The organism is Neoroseomonas rubea, assembly GCF_016106015.1.
Lineage (GTDB): Bacteria > Pseudomonadota > Alphaproteobacteria > Acetobacterales > Acetobacteraceae > Neoroseomonas > Neoroseomonas rubea.
Genome location: NZ_JACADQ010000062.1, coordinates 1 through 17,190, shown reverse-complemented (window position 1 = coordinate 17,190; position 17,190 = coordinate 1). Strand labels below are relative to the sequence as shown.

Below are 17,190 nucleotides of genomic sequence, written 5' to 3'. Positions count from 1 at the left end.
CGGGCGGGCCGAGCGCGACGGGCATCGCGGCGCCTCGCGCGGCGATGCGCGCCGTGGGGGTGAGGAGGAAGTCGGCCAGCGCCGGCAGCGTCGCCTCCCACCGTGCGCGGCCGGCGGCGATGTCCTCCCGCGCCCGCGCGCCGATCTCCCGCGCGTGGGAGAAGTCGCGCGGCGCGGGCCGGCCTGGCGCGTAGAGCAGCCCGTTCACGCCGTGGGAGATGTACTCGTTCATGGTCGGCGCATCGGGGGCGACCACGCACAGGCCGCGCGCCATGGCTTCGAGGAAGGACATGCCGATGCCTTCCAGCGGGCGCGGCGCGAAGAAGACGTTCGCCGCCGCCTGGGCCTCGGCGAAGGAGCGTCCGTCCTGCGACCAGACCGTCCGGCGCAGGTCGCGCAGATGGGGCGGCACGGCGTCAGGAAAGGGCGCCTCATGGCCCGGGTCGGGTGCGTCGTGGATGGTCAGCCGGTCGAAAACGGTGCCTTCGGTCAGGGCGAAGGCGGCCTCGGGCGGGATCTCCCGCCGCCGGTACCAGAGCAGGCCGCGCAGGCCCGGCGCGGGATCGGCCGGCGGCAGGGCGGCGGGGTCGGGGAAGTACTGGACCGCGGCATGCACCGGGGCGCGGCGCATCACCTCCGCATGCAGGGCGCGGGAGAAGCAGAGCACCTTCGCCTTGTTGAAGGACGGCTTCCAGATGAAGGCCCCGCCGCGCCACATCGCGTCATGCATCGGCGCGTAGGTGACGTTCGGGTGGCGGCCCGAGAGCAGCGCGAAGGCCTCGTGCAGCTGCAGCACGACGATCGCGTCGTAGTTCCGCTCGTCGAAGCCGGCGCAGGCCTCCCGCAGCTTCGGCAAATGGGGCTCCGCGAAGAAGACATCGACGCGCGCGTTGCGCTCGAGCAGGTCGAGCAGGAAGCGCGTCGAGCCCGTGCGCCGGTGGTAGGCGAGGCCGAGATAGGCGACGCGCACGCCGCGTCCGTCAGCGGCGCAGCGCGGGCTGGTCGAGGAACCAGCGATAGGTTCCCTCGATCCCCTCGCGGAAACCGATGCGCGCGCGCCAGCCCATGGCGTTGATGCGGGAGACGTCCATGCGCTTCAGCATCGTGCCGTCCGGCTTGGTCGTGTCCCAGTCGATCCGGCCGGCGAAGCCGGTGACGCGGGCGATCTCGGCGGCCAGCTCGGCGATGGTGATGTCGCTGCCCGTGCCGATGTTGAGGTGACCTTCGCCGGAATAGTGGCGCAGCAGGAAGGCGCAGGCCTCGGCCACGTCGTCCACATGCATGAATTCGCGCCGCGGCCGGCCGGTGCCCCAGCAAGTCACGACCTCCGCCCCTTCGCGCGCGGCGGCGTGGAAGCGCTGCAGCAGGGCGGGGATGACGTGGCTGCGCTCGGGGTGGAAATAGTCGCCGGGGCCGTAGAGGTTGCACGGCATGGCGGAGATGTAGTCGCGCCCGTGCTGCTTCCGGTACGCCTGGCACAGCTTGATGCCGGCGATCTTGGCGATGGCGTACCACTCGTTCGTGCGCTCGAGCGGGCCGGTCAGCAGCGCGTCTTCGCCGATCGGGTTCGCGGCCTCCCGCGGATAGATGCAGGACGATCCGAGGAAGAGCATCCGGTTGACGCCGGCGCGGTGCGCGGCCTCGACCAGGTTCGCCTCGATCATCAGGTTGTCGTAGAGGAATTCGGCCGGCAGCGTGTCGTTGGCCAGGATGCCGCCCACCTTGGCGGCGGCGACAACGACGGCATCCGGCTTCGTGCGCGCCATGAAGGATTCCACCTCCGCCTGGCGGCGGAGGTCGACCGTGGCGCGGTCGGAGGTCAGCACCTCGGCGCCGAGCGCGGCGAGGTGCCGCGCGCAGGCCGAGCCGACCATGCCGCGATGGCCCGCCACGTAGATCCGCGCGCCGGCGAGCGCGAAGACCTCGGGCGGTGCCGCGGGCGCGGCGTCAGCCATGGTCGGGGCCGGCCTCGCCGCGCATCAGCGCGATGTCGGCGGCGACCATCTCGGAGACCAGTTCCGGCAGCTTCACCGTGTGCGACCAGCCGAGCACGCGCTTGGCCTTGGCCGGGTTGCCGATCAGCAGGTCGACCTCGGTCGGGCGGAAATAGGTGGGATCGACGCGCACCACGGCGCGGCCTGTGGCCTTGTCGATGCCGACTTCCTCCACGCCCTGGCCCTGCCATTCGAGCGCCATGCCCGCTTCCGCGAAGGCGAGGTCGCAGAAGTGCCGCACCGTGTAGGTCTCCCCCGTCGCGAGGACGTAGTCGTCCGCGTTCTCCTGCTGGAGGATGCGCCACATGCCCTCGACGAAGTCCCGCGCATGGCCCCAGTCGCGCCGCGCATCGAGGTTGCCGAGCCAGAGGCAGTCCTGCTGGCCGAGGCTGATGGCAGCGACGGCACGCGTGATCTTGCGCGTGACGAAGGTTTCGCCCCGGCGCGGGCTTTCGTGGTTGAACAGCACGCCGTTGGACGCGTGCAGGCCGTAGGCTTCCCGGTAGTTCACCACGATCCAGTACGCATAGAGCTTCGCCGCGGCGTAGGGGCTGCGCGGGTAGAAGGGCGTGGTCTCGTCCTGCGGCACGGCCTGGACCTTGCCGTACAGTTCGGAGGTGGAGGCCTGGTAGAAGCGCGCCTTCTTCTCCATGCCGAGGATGCGGATCGCCTCGAGCAGGCGGAGCGTGCCGAGCGCGTCGGAATTCGCGGTGTATTCCGGCGTCTCGAAGGACACGGCGACATGGGACTGGGCGCCGAGGTTGTAGATCTCGGTCGGCTGCACCTGCGCGAGGATGCGGATCAGGTTCGTCGCATCCGTCAGGTCGCCGTAGTGCAACGTGAAGGAGGCGCCCGGCTCGTGGCGGTCATGGTACAGGTGGTCGACCCGGCCCGTGTTGAAGGAGGAGGAGCGGCGCTTGATGCCGTGCACCTCGTAGCCCTTCTCGAGCAGCAGCTCGGCCAGGTAGGAACCGTCCTGGCCGGTGATGCCGGTGACGAGGGCGACCTTGCGTTGACCCGTCATAGTCTTCCTTCCGTTGGTACCGGCCTGGCCGCGATGCGAGGGCGGAACGGTGCCCATGGACCCCGGGCGGAATACAGCGCGCGCGGGCGGATCGTCCAGTCGCGGCCGTCAGCCGCCGGTCAGCAGGCGCTTCGCGCCGCGCAACGCGGACCGCAACGGTCCCGGCAGGGCATTCGCGACCTTGGCACGCAGACTGTCGGGCGACGGCGGCGGCGTGGGCGGTGGTTCCGCGACCGGCAGGGGCGGCCGCGGCTTCGGCATGCCGTGATGCGGCGTGACGGGATACCGCAGGACGGCGTCCACATCGATCGGGTTGAAGAACCGCTCCGCGGTGAAGGGCCCCGCGAAGTGGTCGCCCACCAGGTCGGATCTCACGTAGAAGCCATTGGGGGAGACGAGGCCGCAGCCCACCAGCGTATAGCCCTTCCGCGCCGCCAGCGCGGCCATGGAGGCGAGCGAAGCGCCGTAATCCGCCCGGCCGGCCGCCGGATCCCAGCGATAGTCCTCGTCGTAGGGCATCACCCACTCCTCTCCCTTGCGGAAGGAGTGGTTGTGCTCGAGGCAGACGAGCCGCGGGCTGATGACGTCGATCGCCTCGAAGACGTGGTAGTCGTTGCCGTCGATGTCGATCGACAGGAAGTCGATCTCCCCGCTGAGGCCGGCGTCCCGGATCAGGTCGTTGATGTTGCGGCGGTTCACATAGGTGGGTCGCAGGGCGAGCCGGCCGGATTCGAGATCGGCGAAGAAGCTCGCCCTGATCGCGCCCGCATATTCGGGATAGCCCTCCATCCAGAGGCCCCGCCAGCCCTGCTCCAGCAGGTAGCGCGTGTTGTTCTCGAGTCCGACCTCGCAGCCGAACTCGACGAAGGTGCGATTCGGGGCGCCGATGCGGCGGAAGATCTCGTCGATGATGCCGTCCTCGTCGGACTGGCTGTAGACCTTGTAGCCACTCCATTCGAGGCGAGAACGGTCGCCGCCCGTGCGCGCCATGCGGCGCTCGAACAACTCGGCCTCGTCCATCGGTATCCGTGTCGGCGATGCCTCATCCGTCATGGCCTGCTCCCTGCAATGTTCCTGCGGCGCCGCGCGTTACCCGCGCCGGCCGGCGACGCGGAGGGCCGCCTGCTTCGCGATGCTGATGAGCCGGACCACGGGGCGCGGCAAGGTCGAGATCGCCGCCTCGCGCATCGTCCGGCGCGGCGCGGCCACGCCCGGCGGGGGGGCCTGGCTTTCGCGCAGCCGCGCGAGTTCGAGCCGCGTCGCCAGGTACGCGTTCTGGAACATCTCGAGCCGCCTCCGGTCCCATTCCGGGGTGCGGTAGAGCGGCGCGCTGTTCTGGATGGCGTAGGCCTCGGGCTGCCCCTTCGCGAGGTCGGAGGAGGTGCCGCCGAGCGCGAAGGAGGCGACGACGGACGGGATCCGCCGCAGCCGGATCTCCGGATCGGCGATCACCTTCATCCACCAGTCGTAGTCGGCATGGCGCCGCCAGCGCAGGTCGAAGGGGCCGGTGCGTTCGAATACGGCGCGCCGTGCGAAGGTCCCTTGGTGCGGCAGGCAGCCAAGCACCATCTCCTCGGCCGCCTGCTCTGGCGGCGGGGGGTCGTGGCGCATGGTCCGCGTGCCGTCGCGCACCAGGATCGATCCGTAATAGACATCGCCCTCCGGGTCGCGCGCGATCGCGGCCATCGCCTCCGCCACCGCGCCGGGGCCCGCGAACAGGTCGTCGGCATTAAGGAAGTAGACGAATTCGCCGCGCGCCCGAGCGATGCCCTTGTTCATCGCGTCGTAGAGCCCGCTGTCCGGCTCCGAGACGAGCACGGCGATACGCTGCCGGTGCCGCTCCAGGATCTCGCGCGTGCCGTCCGTTGAAGCCCCGTCGATGACGATGTGCTCGATCGGCCGCCACGTCTGCGCGGCGATGCTGTCGAGGCAGGCCTCGAGCGTCGCGGCGGCGTTGAAGCAGACCGTGACTATGCTGACGAGGGGCGCCCCCGCCCCGCTCCGGGCGGCTTCTGCGGCGGAACTGTTCTCTGGCATGCCTGTCCTCGCCCTGCGGCCAGCGCCATGCGCGCGGCGCCGGACCTGCATCACGTCCGGCGGAAGCGCGAATCCGTGACCGGGCGCCTGATTGCACGGAAGGAGCGATGCGTCTAGTTGACGACCGTCGGGGGCTCTGGGTGCGGGGGACAGGACATGCGGAACCCGCTTGTCCGGCTTCGGAACGTTCTGCGGGAGATACTGGTGAATGGCAGGGCCGCTGTAGTGGCCAGCCAGGCACTGGGCGAACGCATCGATGACCTTGAACGGTCCGTGGCCCTGATGGCGTCTGATCTGAGGCATGTCGCAGGCGGCGGCAACGGGCAGGCGCAGCCGGACGGCGCGACGTCCGGTGTGCCCGGCCGCGAGCCCCTCGCGACCCGGCGTGTCGAGGCGCGTATCCTGGCCCTGGCCGACCTTCTCATCCCGCAGCGCGCGGTCGGCGTCGCGAAATGCCGCGTCGGCCCGGCGACCGATGGCGGCTACGTCATGCTCGACGACTGGGCCGGCATCGTGGGCGCGGTCTCGATCGGGATTGGCAACGACGATGCCTGGGACCGCGCGGTCGCGGCGCGCCGCTTGCCGGTCGCGCAGTTCGACCACACCATCGCGGCGCCACCTGGGACCGGGCCGGGTCTCGCCTGGCGGCCGCTCGGCCTCGGGCCGGCGGATGTCAACGACATGCGCTGCCTGGCCTCGCTGATTGCGGTGTCGGGCCTGCCTGATTCGGGCGACCTTGTCCTGAAGATGGATGCCGAAGGCGCGGAATGGGCGGCCCTGGCCGCGGGCGCCGAGGACGCTCCGCTCCATCGCTTCCGACAGGTGGTCATCGAGTTCCACTGGTTCGACCTGGTCGCCACGCGCCGCTGGTTCGAGACTGCGCTCCGCGCGCTGGACCATCTGCACCGAACCCACGCGGTCGTGCACGTGCATGCGAACAACCACGCCGGCGGCCTGCTGCTCGGCGGCGTGTTCTTCCCGCGCGTGCTGGAGGTGACCTTCGCACGGCGCGACAGCTACGCTCTCGAATCCGAGACCTGCAACTTCCCCACGCCGCTCGACTCGGCGTGCGATCCGGGGCGGCCCGACATCTGGCTCGGCCCCTTCCGCTTCCCCGCCCCTGGCACCGCGGAGCCCGAGGATGGCGAGGGATTCCAGGCCACGACAGGCCCCGCGGGGCGCGCTCCGAAGGCCCCGGCCACGTCCTAGGACAGCGCCCAACCTCACGACACTGACGGGCGGGGCCGATAGCCGACCCCAGGTTGCGCTGGACGTAACGGAACGCTTCCGGGCAGGATCCCCGATCGGACGGACCCGCCCGGTCGGCGCGGCCCCCGCCCCGGGCAGGCCCCGCTCGACGGCGACCGGCGGGTCGGCCGGCATGTCCCGCCGCCGCGGCGCCAGAACCTGCACAGTGCCCGCGGCCACGCCCGCGCCGGCGGCCAGTGTCGCACGGCCCTAGGCAATCACGTCCCGTTGACCGGACCCGGCTGCTGCACTACCGGAGGCACGACCCGCCCAAGACGGCCGGTCGCCGGGTCGAGTCCCGAAAACAACTCCTTCCCGACCGAGCGAGCGAGGTCCATGGACAAGCCCTCCGGCAACACTGCCTCCGAACTCGACCAGATCATTCCGCCGGAGATCAAGGACGACGCCTTCTACCGGCTGATCTCCGACCTCGCGGCCACGGAGGATCTGCGCCACGTCCTCGAGATCGGTTCATCGGCCGGCGGCGGCAGCACCGAAGCCTTCGTGAAGGGCCTCGCGCGCAATCCGGGTGCGCCGAAGCTGTTCTGCATCGAGGTCTCGAAGCCGCGCTTCGAAATGCTGCGCGCGACCTACGCCGACCGCCCCTTCGTGCAATGCTACAACATGTCCTCCGTCGCGCCGGAGGAATTCCCCGCCCCCGAGGTGGTCGAGGCATTCCACCGGCACGAGGGCACGAAGCTCAGCCAGTTCCCGCTCGAGGAAGTGCTGCGCTGGCTGCGCCAGGATATCGACTATGTGCGCGACGCCGGCGTGCCGGCGGGGGCGATCGAGCACATCAAGGCGGAGCACGGCATCGGCACCTTCGACATGGTGCTGATCGACGGATCGGAATTCACCGGGGATGTGGAACTCGAGAAGGTCTATGGCGCGCGCCTGATCCTCCTCGACGACACCAGCACCTTCAAGTGCCACCGCGCGCGCCAGCGGCTTCTGGCCGACCCGGACTACGAGCTGATCGCCGACGACCAGGAATTGCGCAACGGCTATTCCGCCTTCCGCCGCCGCCCGCAAGCCAGCGACCTGCCGGTCCACGTCCTGACCATCGTGCTGAACGGCGAGCCCTTCATCCGCTACCACGAACAGGTCCTGTCCCGCCTGCCCTTCCGCTGGCACTGGCACGTCGTGGAAGGTGTCGCCGAACTGCGCCACGACACGGCCTGGAGCACGGCGACCGGCGGCCGCATCCCGGAGGGCCTGCATCGCGAAGGCCGCAGCATCGACGGCACCAGCGAATACCTCGACGACCTCGCCCGCCGCTTCCCCGGCCAGGTGACGATCTACCGCAAGCCGCCCGGCGAATTCTGGGACGGCAAGCGGGAGATGGTGAACGCGCCGCTGCCGAACATCACGGAATCCTGCCTGCTGTGGCAGGTGGATTCCGACGAGTTGTGGACCGTGGAGCAGATCACGGCGATGCGCGACCGCTTCCTCGCCGAACCGACGCGCAGCGCCGCCTACTACTGGTGCTGGTACTTCGTCGGGCCCGACCGGATCGCGAGCACGCGCCACGGCTACGCGAACAACCCCGCGCAGGAATGGTTGCGGACCTGGCGCTTCCGCCCCGGCGACACCTGGGCGAAGCACGAGCCGCCGACGCTCGTGCGCCCTGCCTTCGACGGTGGGCTTCCCGCGGACATCGCAGCGCTCAATCCCTTCACGCAGGACGAGACGGAGGCTCTTGGCGCCGTCTTCCAGCATTTCGCCTACGTCACCGAGGCGCAGCTGGCCTTCAAGGAGAGCTACTACGGCTATGCCGGGGCGCTCGAGAAGTGGCGCGGGCTGCAGGCGGTGCAGGGCTCGGGCTTCCTCGCCGACCATTTCGACTGGGTGAAGGACCGCACCATGTTCGACGCGGCCGGGGTGTTCCGCATCCCGCCGCTTGCCAGGCCCGACGGCGCCGGCGGCTGGACCTTCGCCGATCCGGCCGGCGCGCCCGCCGCGCCGCTGCCCGTCGCCGTGCGCCCGCGCATCGTGGTCGATGGCGTCTATTGGCAGGACCTCAATTCCGGCATCGGGCGCGTCTGGCAGTCCATGCTGACCGAATGGGTGAAGGCCGGGCAGTCCGACCATGTCGTGGTGCTGGACCGCGCCGGGACGGCGCCGCGCATCGCCGGCGTTCACTACCGCACCATCGCCGCGCGGGACCCGGGGCGTACCGCCGAGGACAGCGTCTATCTCGAACGCATCTGCCGCGAGCTCGGCGCCGACCTCTGCGTCTCGACCTACTATTCGACGCCGCTCGAGACGCCCTCCTTCTTCTTCGGTTACGACATGATCCCCGAGCGGACGGGCGTGGATCTACGTGCCGAAGCCTGGCAGGAGAAGGCGCGCGCCATCCGCCACGCGGCCGGGCACGCGATGATCTCGCGCAGTTCCGCCAGGGACCTCGCGGCGCTCTATCCCGAGGTGGCGGAGGAATCGGTCGCACTCGCGTATTGCGGCCTGCCGGACGGCTTCACCCCGCCCTCCGAGGCCGAGATCGCCGAGGCGCGCCGCGCCCTGTCCCTGCCCGCCCGCTACGCGCTGATGGTCGGCGACCGCAGCGGCGTCGATGGCTACAAGAACGGCATCCTCGCCTTCCGCGGGGCGGAGGAAGCCGCCGCGCGCGGCACGCGCATCCCCATCATCTGCGTCGGCGGGCATGAGGAGATCGAGGCCGCCTTCCGCGCCGCCGCGCCCCATGTCGATGCGCGACGCATGAAGGCGGACGACGCGACGCTGCGGCTGCTCTACGGCGGCGCGCACGCGCTGCTCTATCCGTCGCGCTACGAGGGCTTCGGGATGCCGGTGCTCGAGGCGATGGCCTGCGGCTGCCCGGTGATCACCTGCGCCAATTCCTCCCTGCCCGAGGTGGGCGGGGAGGCGGCGATCTATGTCGACGACAAGGACCCGGCGCAGATGGCGGATGCGCTCATTGCGCTCGCCGACCCGGCGACGCGTGCGAAACGCATCGCGGCCGGCCTCGCCCAGGCGGGACGGTTCACGACGGCGGCGCAGGCGGCCGCGGCCATGGACGCTTTCCGCGCCACGGCCGCGGACCTCGCCGCTGGCCGGCGCGCCCCGCCGGGTAGCGGCTGGCGCGAACTGCGCACCTACCAGGCCGGCGTGCAGGCCTGGATCGCGTACGGCGCAGCGAAGGATGCGCTCGCGCGCGCGGGACAGGGCATGGCGCCGCCATCCGGCGCCTCCCCCGCCATGAACGCGGCACTGCAGCGGGCGCTGCAGGAAATGGAATCGATGAAGACCAGCCCCTTCTGGCGGCTGCGGAGCCTTGTGATCGGCGCGCTTCGGCTGACCGGCCTGCGCCGGCGGGGCTGACGGATGATCGTCTGGCTCGCCTCCTATCCGCGCTCGGGCAACACGGCGCTGCGGATGCTGCTGAACCGGGTCTTCGGGCTCGAGACCTTTTCGCTCTATGACGACAGGACCGACATCGGCGAGAGCGAGGAGCGTGCGCGCCTCGTCGGGCACCGCTCCCACGGCGCGACGGCGGAGGAATTCGTCGCGCAGGCCGCGGCGAGCGACCAGACGCACTACGTCAAGACGCACGATCTGCCCCCCGCCGGCCAGGACTGGCCAGCGATCGTGGTGGTGCGCGACGGGCGCTCCTCCACCGTCTCCTACTGGCACTACCGCCAGCGCTTCGGCGGCACCGCGCCATCGCTGGAGGAGGTGGTGGCGGGCGACGTGATGTTCGGCTCCTGGTCCGCCCATGTCGCAGCCTGGCTCGACGCGCCGCTCTCCCGCCGCCTTGTGCTGCGCTACGAGGAGATCGCGACGCTCCAGCCCGAGACGGTCGCGCGGATCGCGGAGTTCCTGGGCGTCGAGCCGAAGGGGATACCTGCCGACCTTGGCTTCGAGGCGGCGCGGAAGGCCTTTCCGGAATTCTTCCGCGGCGGCGACGATTCGAAGAACATCGCGGAACTGAACGCCGCCTGCCCCGCCCTGTTCGACGCGCTGCACGCCCGTATGCAGGAGCGCCTCGGCTATCCGTCCGCCGCGGTCCAGGGCGATCCCGGCGTCGCACTCGCCGCCGAAATCGCCCGCGCGCTGCAACTGCGCCGCCAGCAGACCGCGGACAGCATGGCAGAGGCGCACGCCCTGCGCGCAGAGGCCGGCGCGCTGCGCGCAGAGGCAGGCGCGCTGCGCGGGGAGATCGCCGCGCTGGGCGGGCGGATCGCCGCGCTCACCGCCCGCACGGCCGAGCAGGCGATGGAGATCGAGGGGATGCGCAACAGCCCCTTCTGGAAACTGCGGGACGCGACGATCCGCGCGCTCGGCGCCACCGGGCTGCGCCGCCGGGGCTGAGCGCCAGGGTGCGCCTCCTCCTCTGGTACTGGGGCCGCAGGGGCGGCGGAGGGCACGTCGCCCTCGCCCTGGCCCGCGCGCTGGGCCGTCGCGCGGATGTGGAGGTTTCGCTCTCGCTCTCCGCCCAGGCGGACCTGCTGCCCGAGTTCACCGCGCTCGGCCTGCCGATCGACGCCGTGCCGACCTATGCCAGCGCGGCGGGCTTCGCGGCGGGCTTCCTGCGTGTTCCGTCGCTGTCCCGCCGGCTGCGTCGCCAGGCGCTCGAGTTCCGCGCGGATGCGGTCGTCTCGGTCATGACGCATCTCTGGACGCCGCTGATCGCCCCGGCACTGGCGCGCGCCGGGCTGCGCTACGTACCGATCGTCCATGACGCGGAGCCGCATCCGGGCGACCCCAGCCTGTTCTGGGAATGGCGGCTGACCCGCGAACTCGACGCCGCCATCGCCGCGATCGCCCTGTCGGACAGCGTCGCCGCGGGCATCGCGCGGCGGCGGCCGGCGCTGCCCGTGCACCGGCTCGACCACGGCGCCCCGCTGCCGACGAGCGGCGGGACGGCGCCGCGGGCGGCGGATGGCACCGTGCGCTTCGTCAATCTCGGCCGGCTGCGCGCCTATAAGGGGCTCGACCTGCTGCGCGACGCCTGGCCGATGGTCGCGGCGCGGCACCCGGAAGCCAGGCTGCTCGTCGCCGGCGAAGGGGATGCCGAAGGGCTCGCCCCCGGCCTTTCGGCGCTGCCCGGCGTCGAGGTGCGGGCGCGCTGGCTGTCGGAGGCGGAGATGGGCTCGCTCGTCTCCGGCGCCGACGTGGTCGTGCTGCCGTATCGGGAGGCAAGCCAGAGCGGCGTCGCCCCGCTGGCGCACGGCTTCGGCGTGCCGGTGGTGGCGACGCCCGTGGGGGGCCTCGTCGAACAGGTGCGGGATGGGCTGGACGGGCTGCTTGCGCGGGAGACCAGCGCGAGCGCGCTCGCCGAGGCGATGATCGCCGCCTGCGACGGCGCGACGCGCGCGCGCCTTGTCGCGGGCGCTCGGGAGACGGCGCTGCGCCTGAACGACTGGGATTCCATCGCGGAGCGGCTGGTGGACGCGATGGGGACGATCCTGGCGCGCGCGGACTAGAGCATCATCCGTTCAAAAGGAATCGTTCGGACGGATAAGGATGCTCGCGAAAACAAAGTGCTAGAGGCGTGGCCGTGAGCCGCGGCGAACGGGAAGGGCTCTAGAGCGAGGAACCGGTCACGCTGTCCGGTGTGATCGGATCGTGCTGCCGCGGCGCCCGCCGTTCAGCCGCCCCGCAGGCGCCGCCTCAGCCGCCGTGCGAAAACCAACAATTGTTCTGCAAGACCGGCCCGCGCGCCCGGTAGCCGCACCTCGAAGCAGGCGGCGTCGAAATCCGCCGCCTCGCCCTCCCGCCGGAACTCCAGCAGGAAGACATCGCCTTGCGGCACCGCGGAGACCTCGATCGACACGGGGCCCCAGGTCGCGCCGAGTTCCGCCGTGCCGACCGGATGGGCGTTGACCAGGAAGGTGAAGGTGGCCGGCGTCGGCGCGCGCATCTCGAATTCGATGCGGGGCGCGGCGCGGCGGGTGCGGAACAGCCGCGCGCGGCGGAAGGCGGTGCGCGTCGTCGCCGTCGATTGCGCGACGCGCCAGCCATTCAGCAGGTCGAACTTCGCGGGGGCGCCGGGAAAGGGCGTGTCGACGAGGTCGCGCGGGACGATGCGGGCGAGGCGTGCGACAACGTTGTCCGGTTCCTCCAGCCAGGCGGCGAAGGTCGTGGGGGCCAGCGCGCCGTCGCGCTGCAGCGCGGGCGGATGTGGCCAGGGCGCCTTGAGCGTGACGCGCATGGCGAGACCGCCCGAGCGCTGACGCAGCAGATCGGCATCGGCGTCGAAGTCCCAGCGCGTCCAGTCGGTCAGGGGCGGCCCGCTGCCCGAACGCCCGCCATGCAGCGTGTCGGTGAAGAGCTCGGGCGCGAGGACGGCGCGGTTGGCGGCCAGCGTCGCGAAGAAGTCCGAGGCGCGCGGGATCTGCTCGTTGATGCCGCCGAGCACGCCCTCATGCCGGTCGAAGACGTTGAACTCGAGCGTCTCGCCGACCGAATCAGCGCGGAACGGATCGCCGCTCGTGATCAGCGTGCCGCCCGGGCGCAGCACGCGCAGCGCCTCGGCGATGGAGGTCGGGATGTCGCGCATGTGGTGCAGCGCGGCGTTGATGAAGACGTAGTCGAAGGCGCCGGTGGCGAAGGGCAGCGCATGGGAGAAGCCGCCGAACCAGCGGATGTCCGGGAAGCCGCGGCGTCCGGCTTCCGCGAGGATGGGGCTGAATTCGAGGGCCGTGACGCGCGCCCCGCGCAGCGCGAGGCGCCCGGCGTCGAAACCCGTGCCCGCGCCGATGTCGAGAACCTGCTTGCCCGTCAGGTCGTGACCTTCGAGCAGCGTCTCGACTGCGAGCCATTCATGGTAGCGATTCATGAAGTAGAAGGCGCGCGCTTCCTGGTGCGCAGCCTTGAACGCCGCCTTGTCCGGCGCGGCGTGGTATCCGGCGCAGAGCGCGTCCAGGCGCTCGATCGTCCCGGCCGGGACAGCGAGCGTCGCACGGTTGCGGGCATTGGCCGCGATCTCGATCAGGCCGAGCGCGTCCGCGGCCTCGAAATCGCCGATGAAGGGAACGCCGAAGGCCTCCCCGTAGGTGGCGCCGCACCCCTCGCAGGAGAGACCGGCGAGCGGGGCGCCGCAGCGTGGGCAGGCGAGCGCATGCCACGCGCAGGATGAATCATTGGGCATCGTGGGTGTCATCCTGCTCCGATGGGACGCGGCGGGGCTCCATGGGCGCGCCTCTCAGGGTGCCGCGTAGTGGGAGCCGTAGAGTTCCGGTCCGTAGCGGTCGCCGGCTTCGCCGGGGCTGCGCGGTCGAAGGTAGAAGGCGCGATAGTCCACGTCCGCGTCGGTGCGCGCCAGCATCGTTTCGGCGTTCCCGCGCGCACGCATTTCATCCTGCAGCCCGTCCAGGACGAAGCCGGCATAGGCATCGAAGTATGCGCTACGGCACAGATACGCCTTGGCGTTCGTCACCAGGAAGACGCAGAGATCATGTTTTTCCGTATACAGAAACTTGTAAACTGCTGGAAGAACTTGAGAATAGTGAAGATTCGCGAAATCATCTAGGCAAAGAATACCGCCATCGGCAAGGAGCTGTTCGGCCAACCGCATTTCAGCCAGGGTCGTCCGGTACGCATGGCTGCTGTCCACATGCATGAAGCGTACTTTTCGATGCAGTTCGACTGCTGTCGCGGAAGATGCGAAGTCCTCCGAGCTCCCCAGCGTGAACTCAGGGATCCGGAACATGGATTGCAGCGTCTCATCCGAAATGTACTTGTGCACATCCACGAGGATGAAACGCTCCTCCGGCAGGACGTGCGCGCTGATGAGCGCCGCGGAGCGTCCCTTGTAGACGCCGAATTCCAGGACAGGTCCCGCGATGCCCAGCGCTTCCTGAAAGGAGAGAAGCGAGTCCATCAGTTCCATCGAGAAGGTCGACATCATGCCCTCGATACCGTCGGCCAGCTTGAAGGCCTTCTCGAACGGCATCCGCGGCGGGGGCATCTGCGCCGGCCGCGCAGGCACGTTTGCCACCTGCCGTCTCACGTCATCGGGCGCCGATGAAGATGTGCCAGTGAGTAGCCCCACAAGACGGCGAAGCATCATCATGTTCTCCGAGCCTGTTCCTGCGCAGAAGTATTCTCGCTCTCGGCGTTTTGACAGCACGCTGCCATGGCCTGTTAGGGTGGCCGGGCGCGTTTAGCAACCGGCGGGCACGCCCTCCCCGGCGCCAGGCGTCCCGCGCGCGGGCGCTCGCACGTGATCATGGCCCGATTGCCCGCCAGCCTCTGGCCGCCACGGCCTGCCCGCGCCATAAGCCCCCGGCGATGACCAGAGACCGCGGCTACCTCGCCGAACTCGCCCTGCGACGGACCCTGCCGGAAGGGCTGAAGACGCTTGCGCGCCTGGCGCGCCTGGCCTTCCAGCCGGCGCCCGCCCCGGCACCGGTGATCCCGCAGGCGCAGCTCGAGGATGCCCGGCTCGTCAATACCCGGTGGGAACTGCTGCACCGGCTGCCCCATGGCGCGCGCGTGGCGGAACTCGGCACCTACAAGGGCGACTTCGCCCGCATGATCCTCGACATCACGCGGCCGGCCGAGCTGCACCTCGTCGATGTCAGCTTCGCGCTTTGCCGCGCCGACGTGCTGGCGGATGCCAATGTGCATCGGCACGAGACGACGACGGTGGCGTTCCTGCGCGGTTCCGACGCGCCCGATTTCGACTGGATCTACGTCGATGCCGACCATGGGTATGAGGCGGTGGTCGCCGACATCGCCGCTGCGCGGGGACGCGTGAAGCCGGGCGGCTATCTGGTGTTCAACGACTTCGCCCGCATCGTCCGCCCCGGCTTCGGGGTGTTCGGCGTCCACCAGGCGGTGACGGAATTCGCCGTCGAATCGGGCTGGCCCGTCGCCTTCTTCTGCCTGAACGGGGAAGCGCTCTACGACATCGCGCTGCGCAGGCCCGGCTGAGGCGTGGGCGCCGGCGGCACCGGCCCCAGCACCTCCGCCACGGGCCCATCCGCCACGATCCGCCCGCCTTCGAGCTTGATCGCCCGCGTGCACCATTTCCGCACCACGCCCATGTCGTGCGTCGCGATCAGCAGGATCTCCGCGCCCGTCACAAGCTTCGCGAGCCTCTCCTCCGCCCGCGCCATGAACTCGGCGTCGCCGGCGAGGAACCATTCGTCCATCAGCAGGATCTCGGGCGTCATCGCGGTCGCCATGGCGAAGGCGAGCCGCACGTTCATCCCCGCCGAATAGCCGCGGATCGGCATGTCGAGGAAGTCGCCGAGGCCGGCGAAGCCCGCCACTTCCTCGGCCAGCGCGCGGCCTTCCGCTTCCGTCATGCCGCGATAGAGCGCGCGCAGGATCACGTTCTCCCGCCCCGTCAGCAGCGGGTCCATCCCGGCGGCCGGGTCGATCAGCGAACCGATCTCCCCTTCCACCAGCAGCCGCCCCGCGACGGGCTCGTAGACGCCGGCGACGGTGCGCAGCAGCGTCGTCTTGCCCGCCCCGTTGGGGCCCACAAGTGCGACGCGTTCCCCCTTGCCGATGCGGAAGGTCAGGTCGCGCAGCGCGGCGACGACGATGCGGTTGTCGTCGTCCTTGCGCAGCCGCAGGCCGGAGGAGGAGATCAGCCGCTGCTTCAGCGACCTGGCATTGTGGTGGTAGAGCGGGAATTCGATCGCCAGCCCCGCCGCGTCGATCAGCGCCATCGGCCTACACCCAGAAGGCGATGCGCCCGCGGAAGCGGACGAAGAAGGACCAGGCGACGGCGATCAGGGCCCCGACCCATCCGATTGCCGCGAGCCAGGTGAAGAGCGATCCGGTCGTCCCCATGATCGGCGCGCGCACCACCTCGATCACCGCGAAGAACGGGTTGATCGGCAGCAGCGGTTCCCAGTGGCCGACCATCTCGGGCTTCCAGATGATCGCCGACAGGAAGAAGGCGATCTGCATCACCGACCCGATGATCGGCGGGATGTCGCGGAACCGCGCGCAGAGCATGCCAAGCAGCAGGGATGCGGCGAAGCCCCCCGCCATCACCAGCATGAATCCGGGGATCGCGAGAAGCAGCGTCCATCCTGCGCCCAGTCCGAACACCCAGAAGACCACGGCGATCAGCGGCAGGTTGTGCGCGGCGATGACGGCGTTGCGCAGCACGCTGCGCAGCGCATGCACCGAATAGGGCAGAGGCATCTGGCGGATCACGCCCTCCTGCCCCGTCAGGCAGACCGAGGCGTCGTTCACCAGCGCCGAGACCAGGTTCCACAGGATCAGGCTGACCGCGAGATAGGGCAGGTAGTCCGTGACATCGATGCGGAACAGCTTGGCGTAGAGGATGCCGAGCGAGGCCAGCATGATGCCGGTCGACAGCGTCAGCCAGAAGGGCCCGAGCACCGAGCCGCGGTAGCGATGCATGATGTCGCTGCGCGCCAGCGCCCAGGCAAGCCGCCAGCGCGACAGCGCGCCGCCCAGGTCCTCGAGCGCGAGTTCCCGCCGCCGCGGGTCGGCGGCGTCGAACAGGTGGACATGGCGGGTCGCGTTCGGCATGGGCGGGGGCTTCTACACGCCCCGCGCCCCGGCCGGAAGGGCGGGCTATTTCCCGCCGCGGGCGTCGATCGGGCCGCCGCCGTAACCGCCGCCGTAGCCGACCGGGGCCGCGCCCCCCGCCCGGGACAGCCGCACCCGGTCGCCCTGGGTGATCAGCACCCGCTCGCCCACCGTCAGGCCGAGTTCGTTGGTCTGGATCACCGAGCGCGTCGCGCCGCTGTCGTCGCGTATGATGAATTCCATGGCATTGCCGCGCGTGACGCCTTCCTCGATCGCTGCGCCCGCGATGCCGCCGGCCAGCGCGCCGACCACGCCGCCCACGGTCCGCGCCCGCCAGTCGCCGCCGATGGTCGAGCCGATCAGCCCGCCGCCGACCGCGCCGGCGCCGGCACCGGATCGGAAGAG

General features: G+C 70.4%; 15 protein-coding genes. 5 read left to right on the top strand and 10 right to left on the bottom strand.

What is annotated here, in order from left to right; all coding sequences use genetic code 11:
* From HW577_RS09075 to HW577_RS09055, 5 genes are all read right to left on the bottom strand, one after another.
* Nucleotides 1–970: glycosyltransferase (locus HW577_RS09075; protein ID WP_198375822.1), on the bottom strand; the 970-nt coding region annotated here is incomplete at its 3' end.
* Nucleotides 971–980: 10 nt separating this feature from the next.
* Nucleotides 981–1,955 (bottom strand): GDP-L-fucose synthase family protein, encoded by a 975-nt coding sequence (locus HW577_RS09070; RefSeq protein WP_198375821.1) that lies wholly within the window; start codon nucleotides 1,953–1,955, stop codon nucleotides 981–983.
* Nucleotides 1,948–3,018, bottom strand: coding sequence for a GDP-mannose 4,6-dehydratase (gene gmd, locus HW577_RS09065; protein ID WP_198375820.1), 1,071 nt, complete (start codon nucleotides 3,016–3,018; stop codon nucleotides 1,948–1,950). Before gmd ends, HW577_RS09070 begins: the two co-directional genes overlap by 8 nt.
* A 108-nt stretch (nucleotides 3,019–3,126) precedes the next feature.
* Nucleotides 3,127–4,071 carry an FkbM family methyltransferase gene (locus HW577_RS09060; protein WP_198375819.1) on the bottom strand — a complete coding sequence of 315 codons (945 nt, stop codon included), beginning with the start codon at nucleotides 4,069–4,071 and terminating at the stop codon, nucleotides 3,127–3,129.
* 36 nt (nucleotides 4,072–4,107) lie between these two features.
* Nucleotides 4,108–5,055, bottom strand: coding sequence for a glycosyltransferase family 2 protein (locus HW577_RS09055; RefSeq protein ID WP_198375818.1), 948 nt, complete (start codon nucleotides 5,053–5,055; stop codon nucleotides 4,108–4,110).
* A gap of 282 nt (nucleotides 5,056–5,337) precedes the next feature.
* Between HW577_RS09055 and HW577_RS09050 the strand changes: the two genes are divergently transcribed.
* From HW577_RS09050 to HW577_RS09035, 4 genes are all read left to right on the top strand, one after another.
* Entirely contained in the window at nucleotides 5,338–6,264 is a 927-nt protein-coding gene (locus tag HW577_RS09050; RefSeq protein WP_198375817.1) for an FkbM family methyltransferase, read from the top strand.
* A 375-nt stretch (nucleotides 6,265–6,639) separates the two neighbouring features.
* Nucleotides 6,640–9,642, top strand: coding sequence for a glycosyltransferase family 4 protein (locus tag HW577_RS09045; RefSeq protein ID WP_198375816.1), 3,003 nt, complete (start codon nucleotides 6,640–6,642; stop codon nucleotides 9,640–9,642).
* A gap of 3 nt (nucleotides 9,643–9,645) precedes the next feature.
* Entirely contained in the window at nucleotides 9,646–10,632 is a 987-nt protein-coding gene (locus tag HW577_RS09040) for a sulfotransferase domain-containing protein (protein ID WP_198375815.1), read from the top strand.
* 8 nt (nucleotides 10,633–10,640) lie between these two features.
* The gene (locus HW577_RS09035) at nucleotides 10,641–11,747 is read left to right on the top strand and encodes a glycosyltransferase family 4 protein (protein ID WP_198375814.1); all 1,107 of its coding nucleotides are present in this window, start codon (nucleotides 10,641–10,643) and stop codon (nucleotides 11,745–11,747) included.
* A 164-nt stretch (nucleotides 11,748–11,911) separates the two neighbouring features.
* Here HW577_RS09035 and HW577_RS09030 read toward each other — a convergent pair whose 3' ends face one another.
* Nucleotides 11,912–13,414 carry a class I SAM-dependent methyltransferase gene (locus tag HW577_RS09030; protein WP_198375813.1) on the bottom strand — a complete coding sequence of 501 codons (1,503 nt, stop codon included), beginning with the start codon at nucleotides 13,412–13,414 and terminating at the stop codon, nucleotides 11,912–11,914.
* 54 nt (nucleotides 13,415–13,468) lie between these two features.
* The gene (locus tag HW577_RS09025) at nucleotides 13,469–14,335 is read right to left on the bottom strand and encodes a class I SAM-dependent methyltransferase (protein WP_198375812.1); all 867 of its coding nucleotides are present in this window, start codon (nucleotides 14,333–14,335) and stop codon (nucleotides 13,469–13,471) included.
* Between the two features lie 221 nt (nucleotides 14,336–14,556).
* Between HW577_RS09025 and HW577_RS09020 the strand changes: the two genes are divergently transcribed.
* Complete coding sequence (locus HW577_RS09020) at nucleotides 14,557–15,201, top strand: class I SAM-dependent methyltransferase (protein ID WP_198375811.1); 645 nt, start codon at nucleotides 14,557–14,559, stop codon at nucleotides 15,199–15,201.
* On the opposite strand, the gene HW577_RS09015 is transcribed toward HW577_RS09020, so the two are convergent.
* The 3 genes from HW577_RS09015 to HW577_RS09005 all read right to left on the bottom strand — a co-directional run.
* On the bottom strand, nucleotides 15,171–15,947 hold the full coding sequence (locus HW577_RS09015; protein ID WP_198375810.1) for an ABC transporter ATP-binding protein: 777 nt from the start codon (nucleotides 15,945–15,947) through the stop codon (nucleotides 15,171–15,173). The genes HW577_RS09020 and HW577_RS09015 overlap by 31 nt on opposite strands.
* Nucleotides 15,948–15,951: 4 nt before the next feature.
* Nucleotides 15,952–16,785 (bottom strand): ABC transporter permease, encoded by an 834-nt coding sequence (locus HW577_RS09010; RefSeq protein WP_198375809.1) that lies wholly within the window; start codon nucleotides 16,783–16,785, stop codon nucleotides 15,952–15,954.
* 45 nt (nucleotides 16,786–16,830) lie between these two features.
* Nucleotides 16,831–17,190: glycine zipper 2TM domain-containing protein (locus tag HW577_RS09005; protein WP_198375808.1), on the bottom strand; the 360-nt coding region annotated here is incomplete at its 5' end.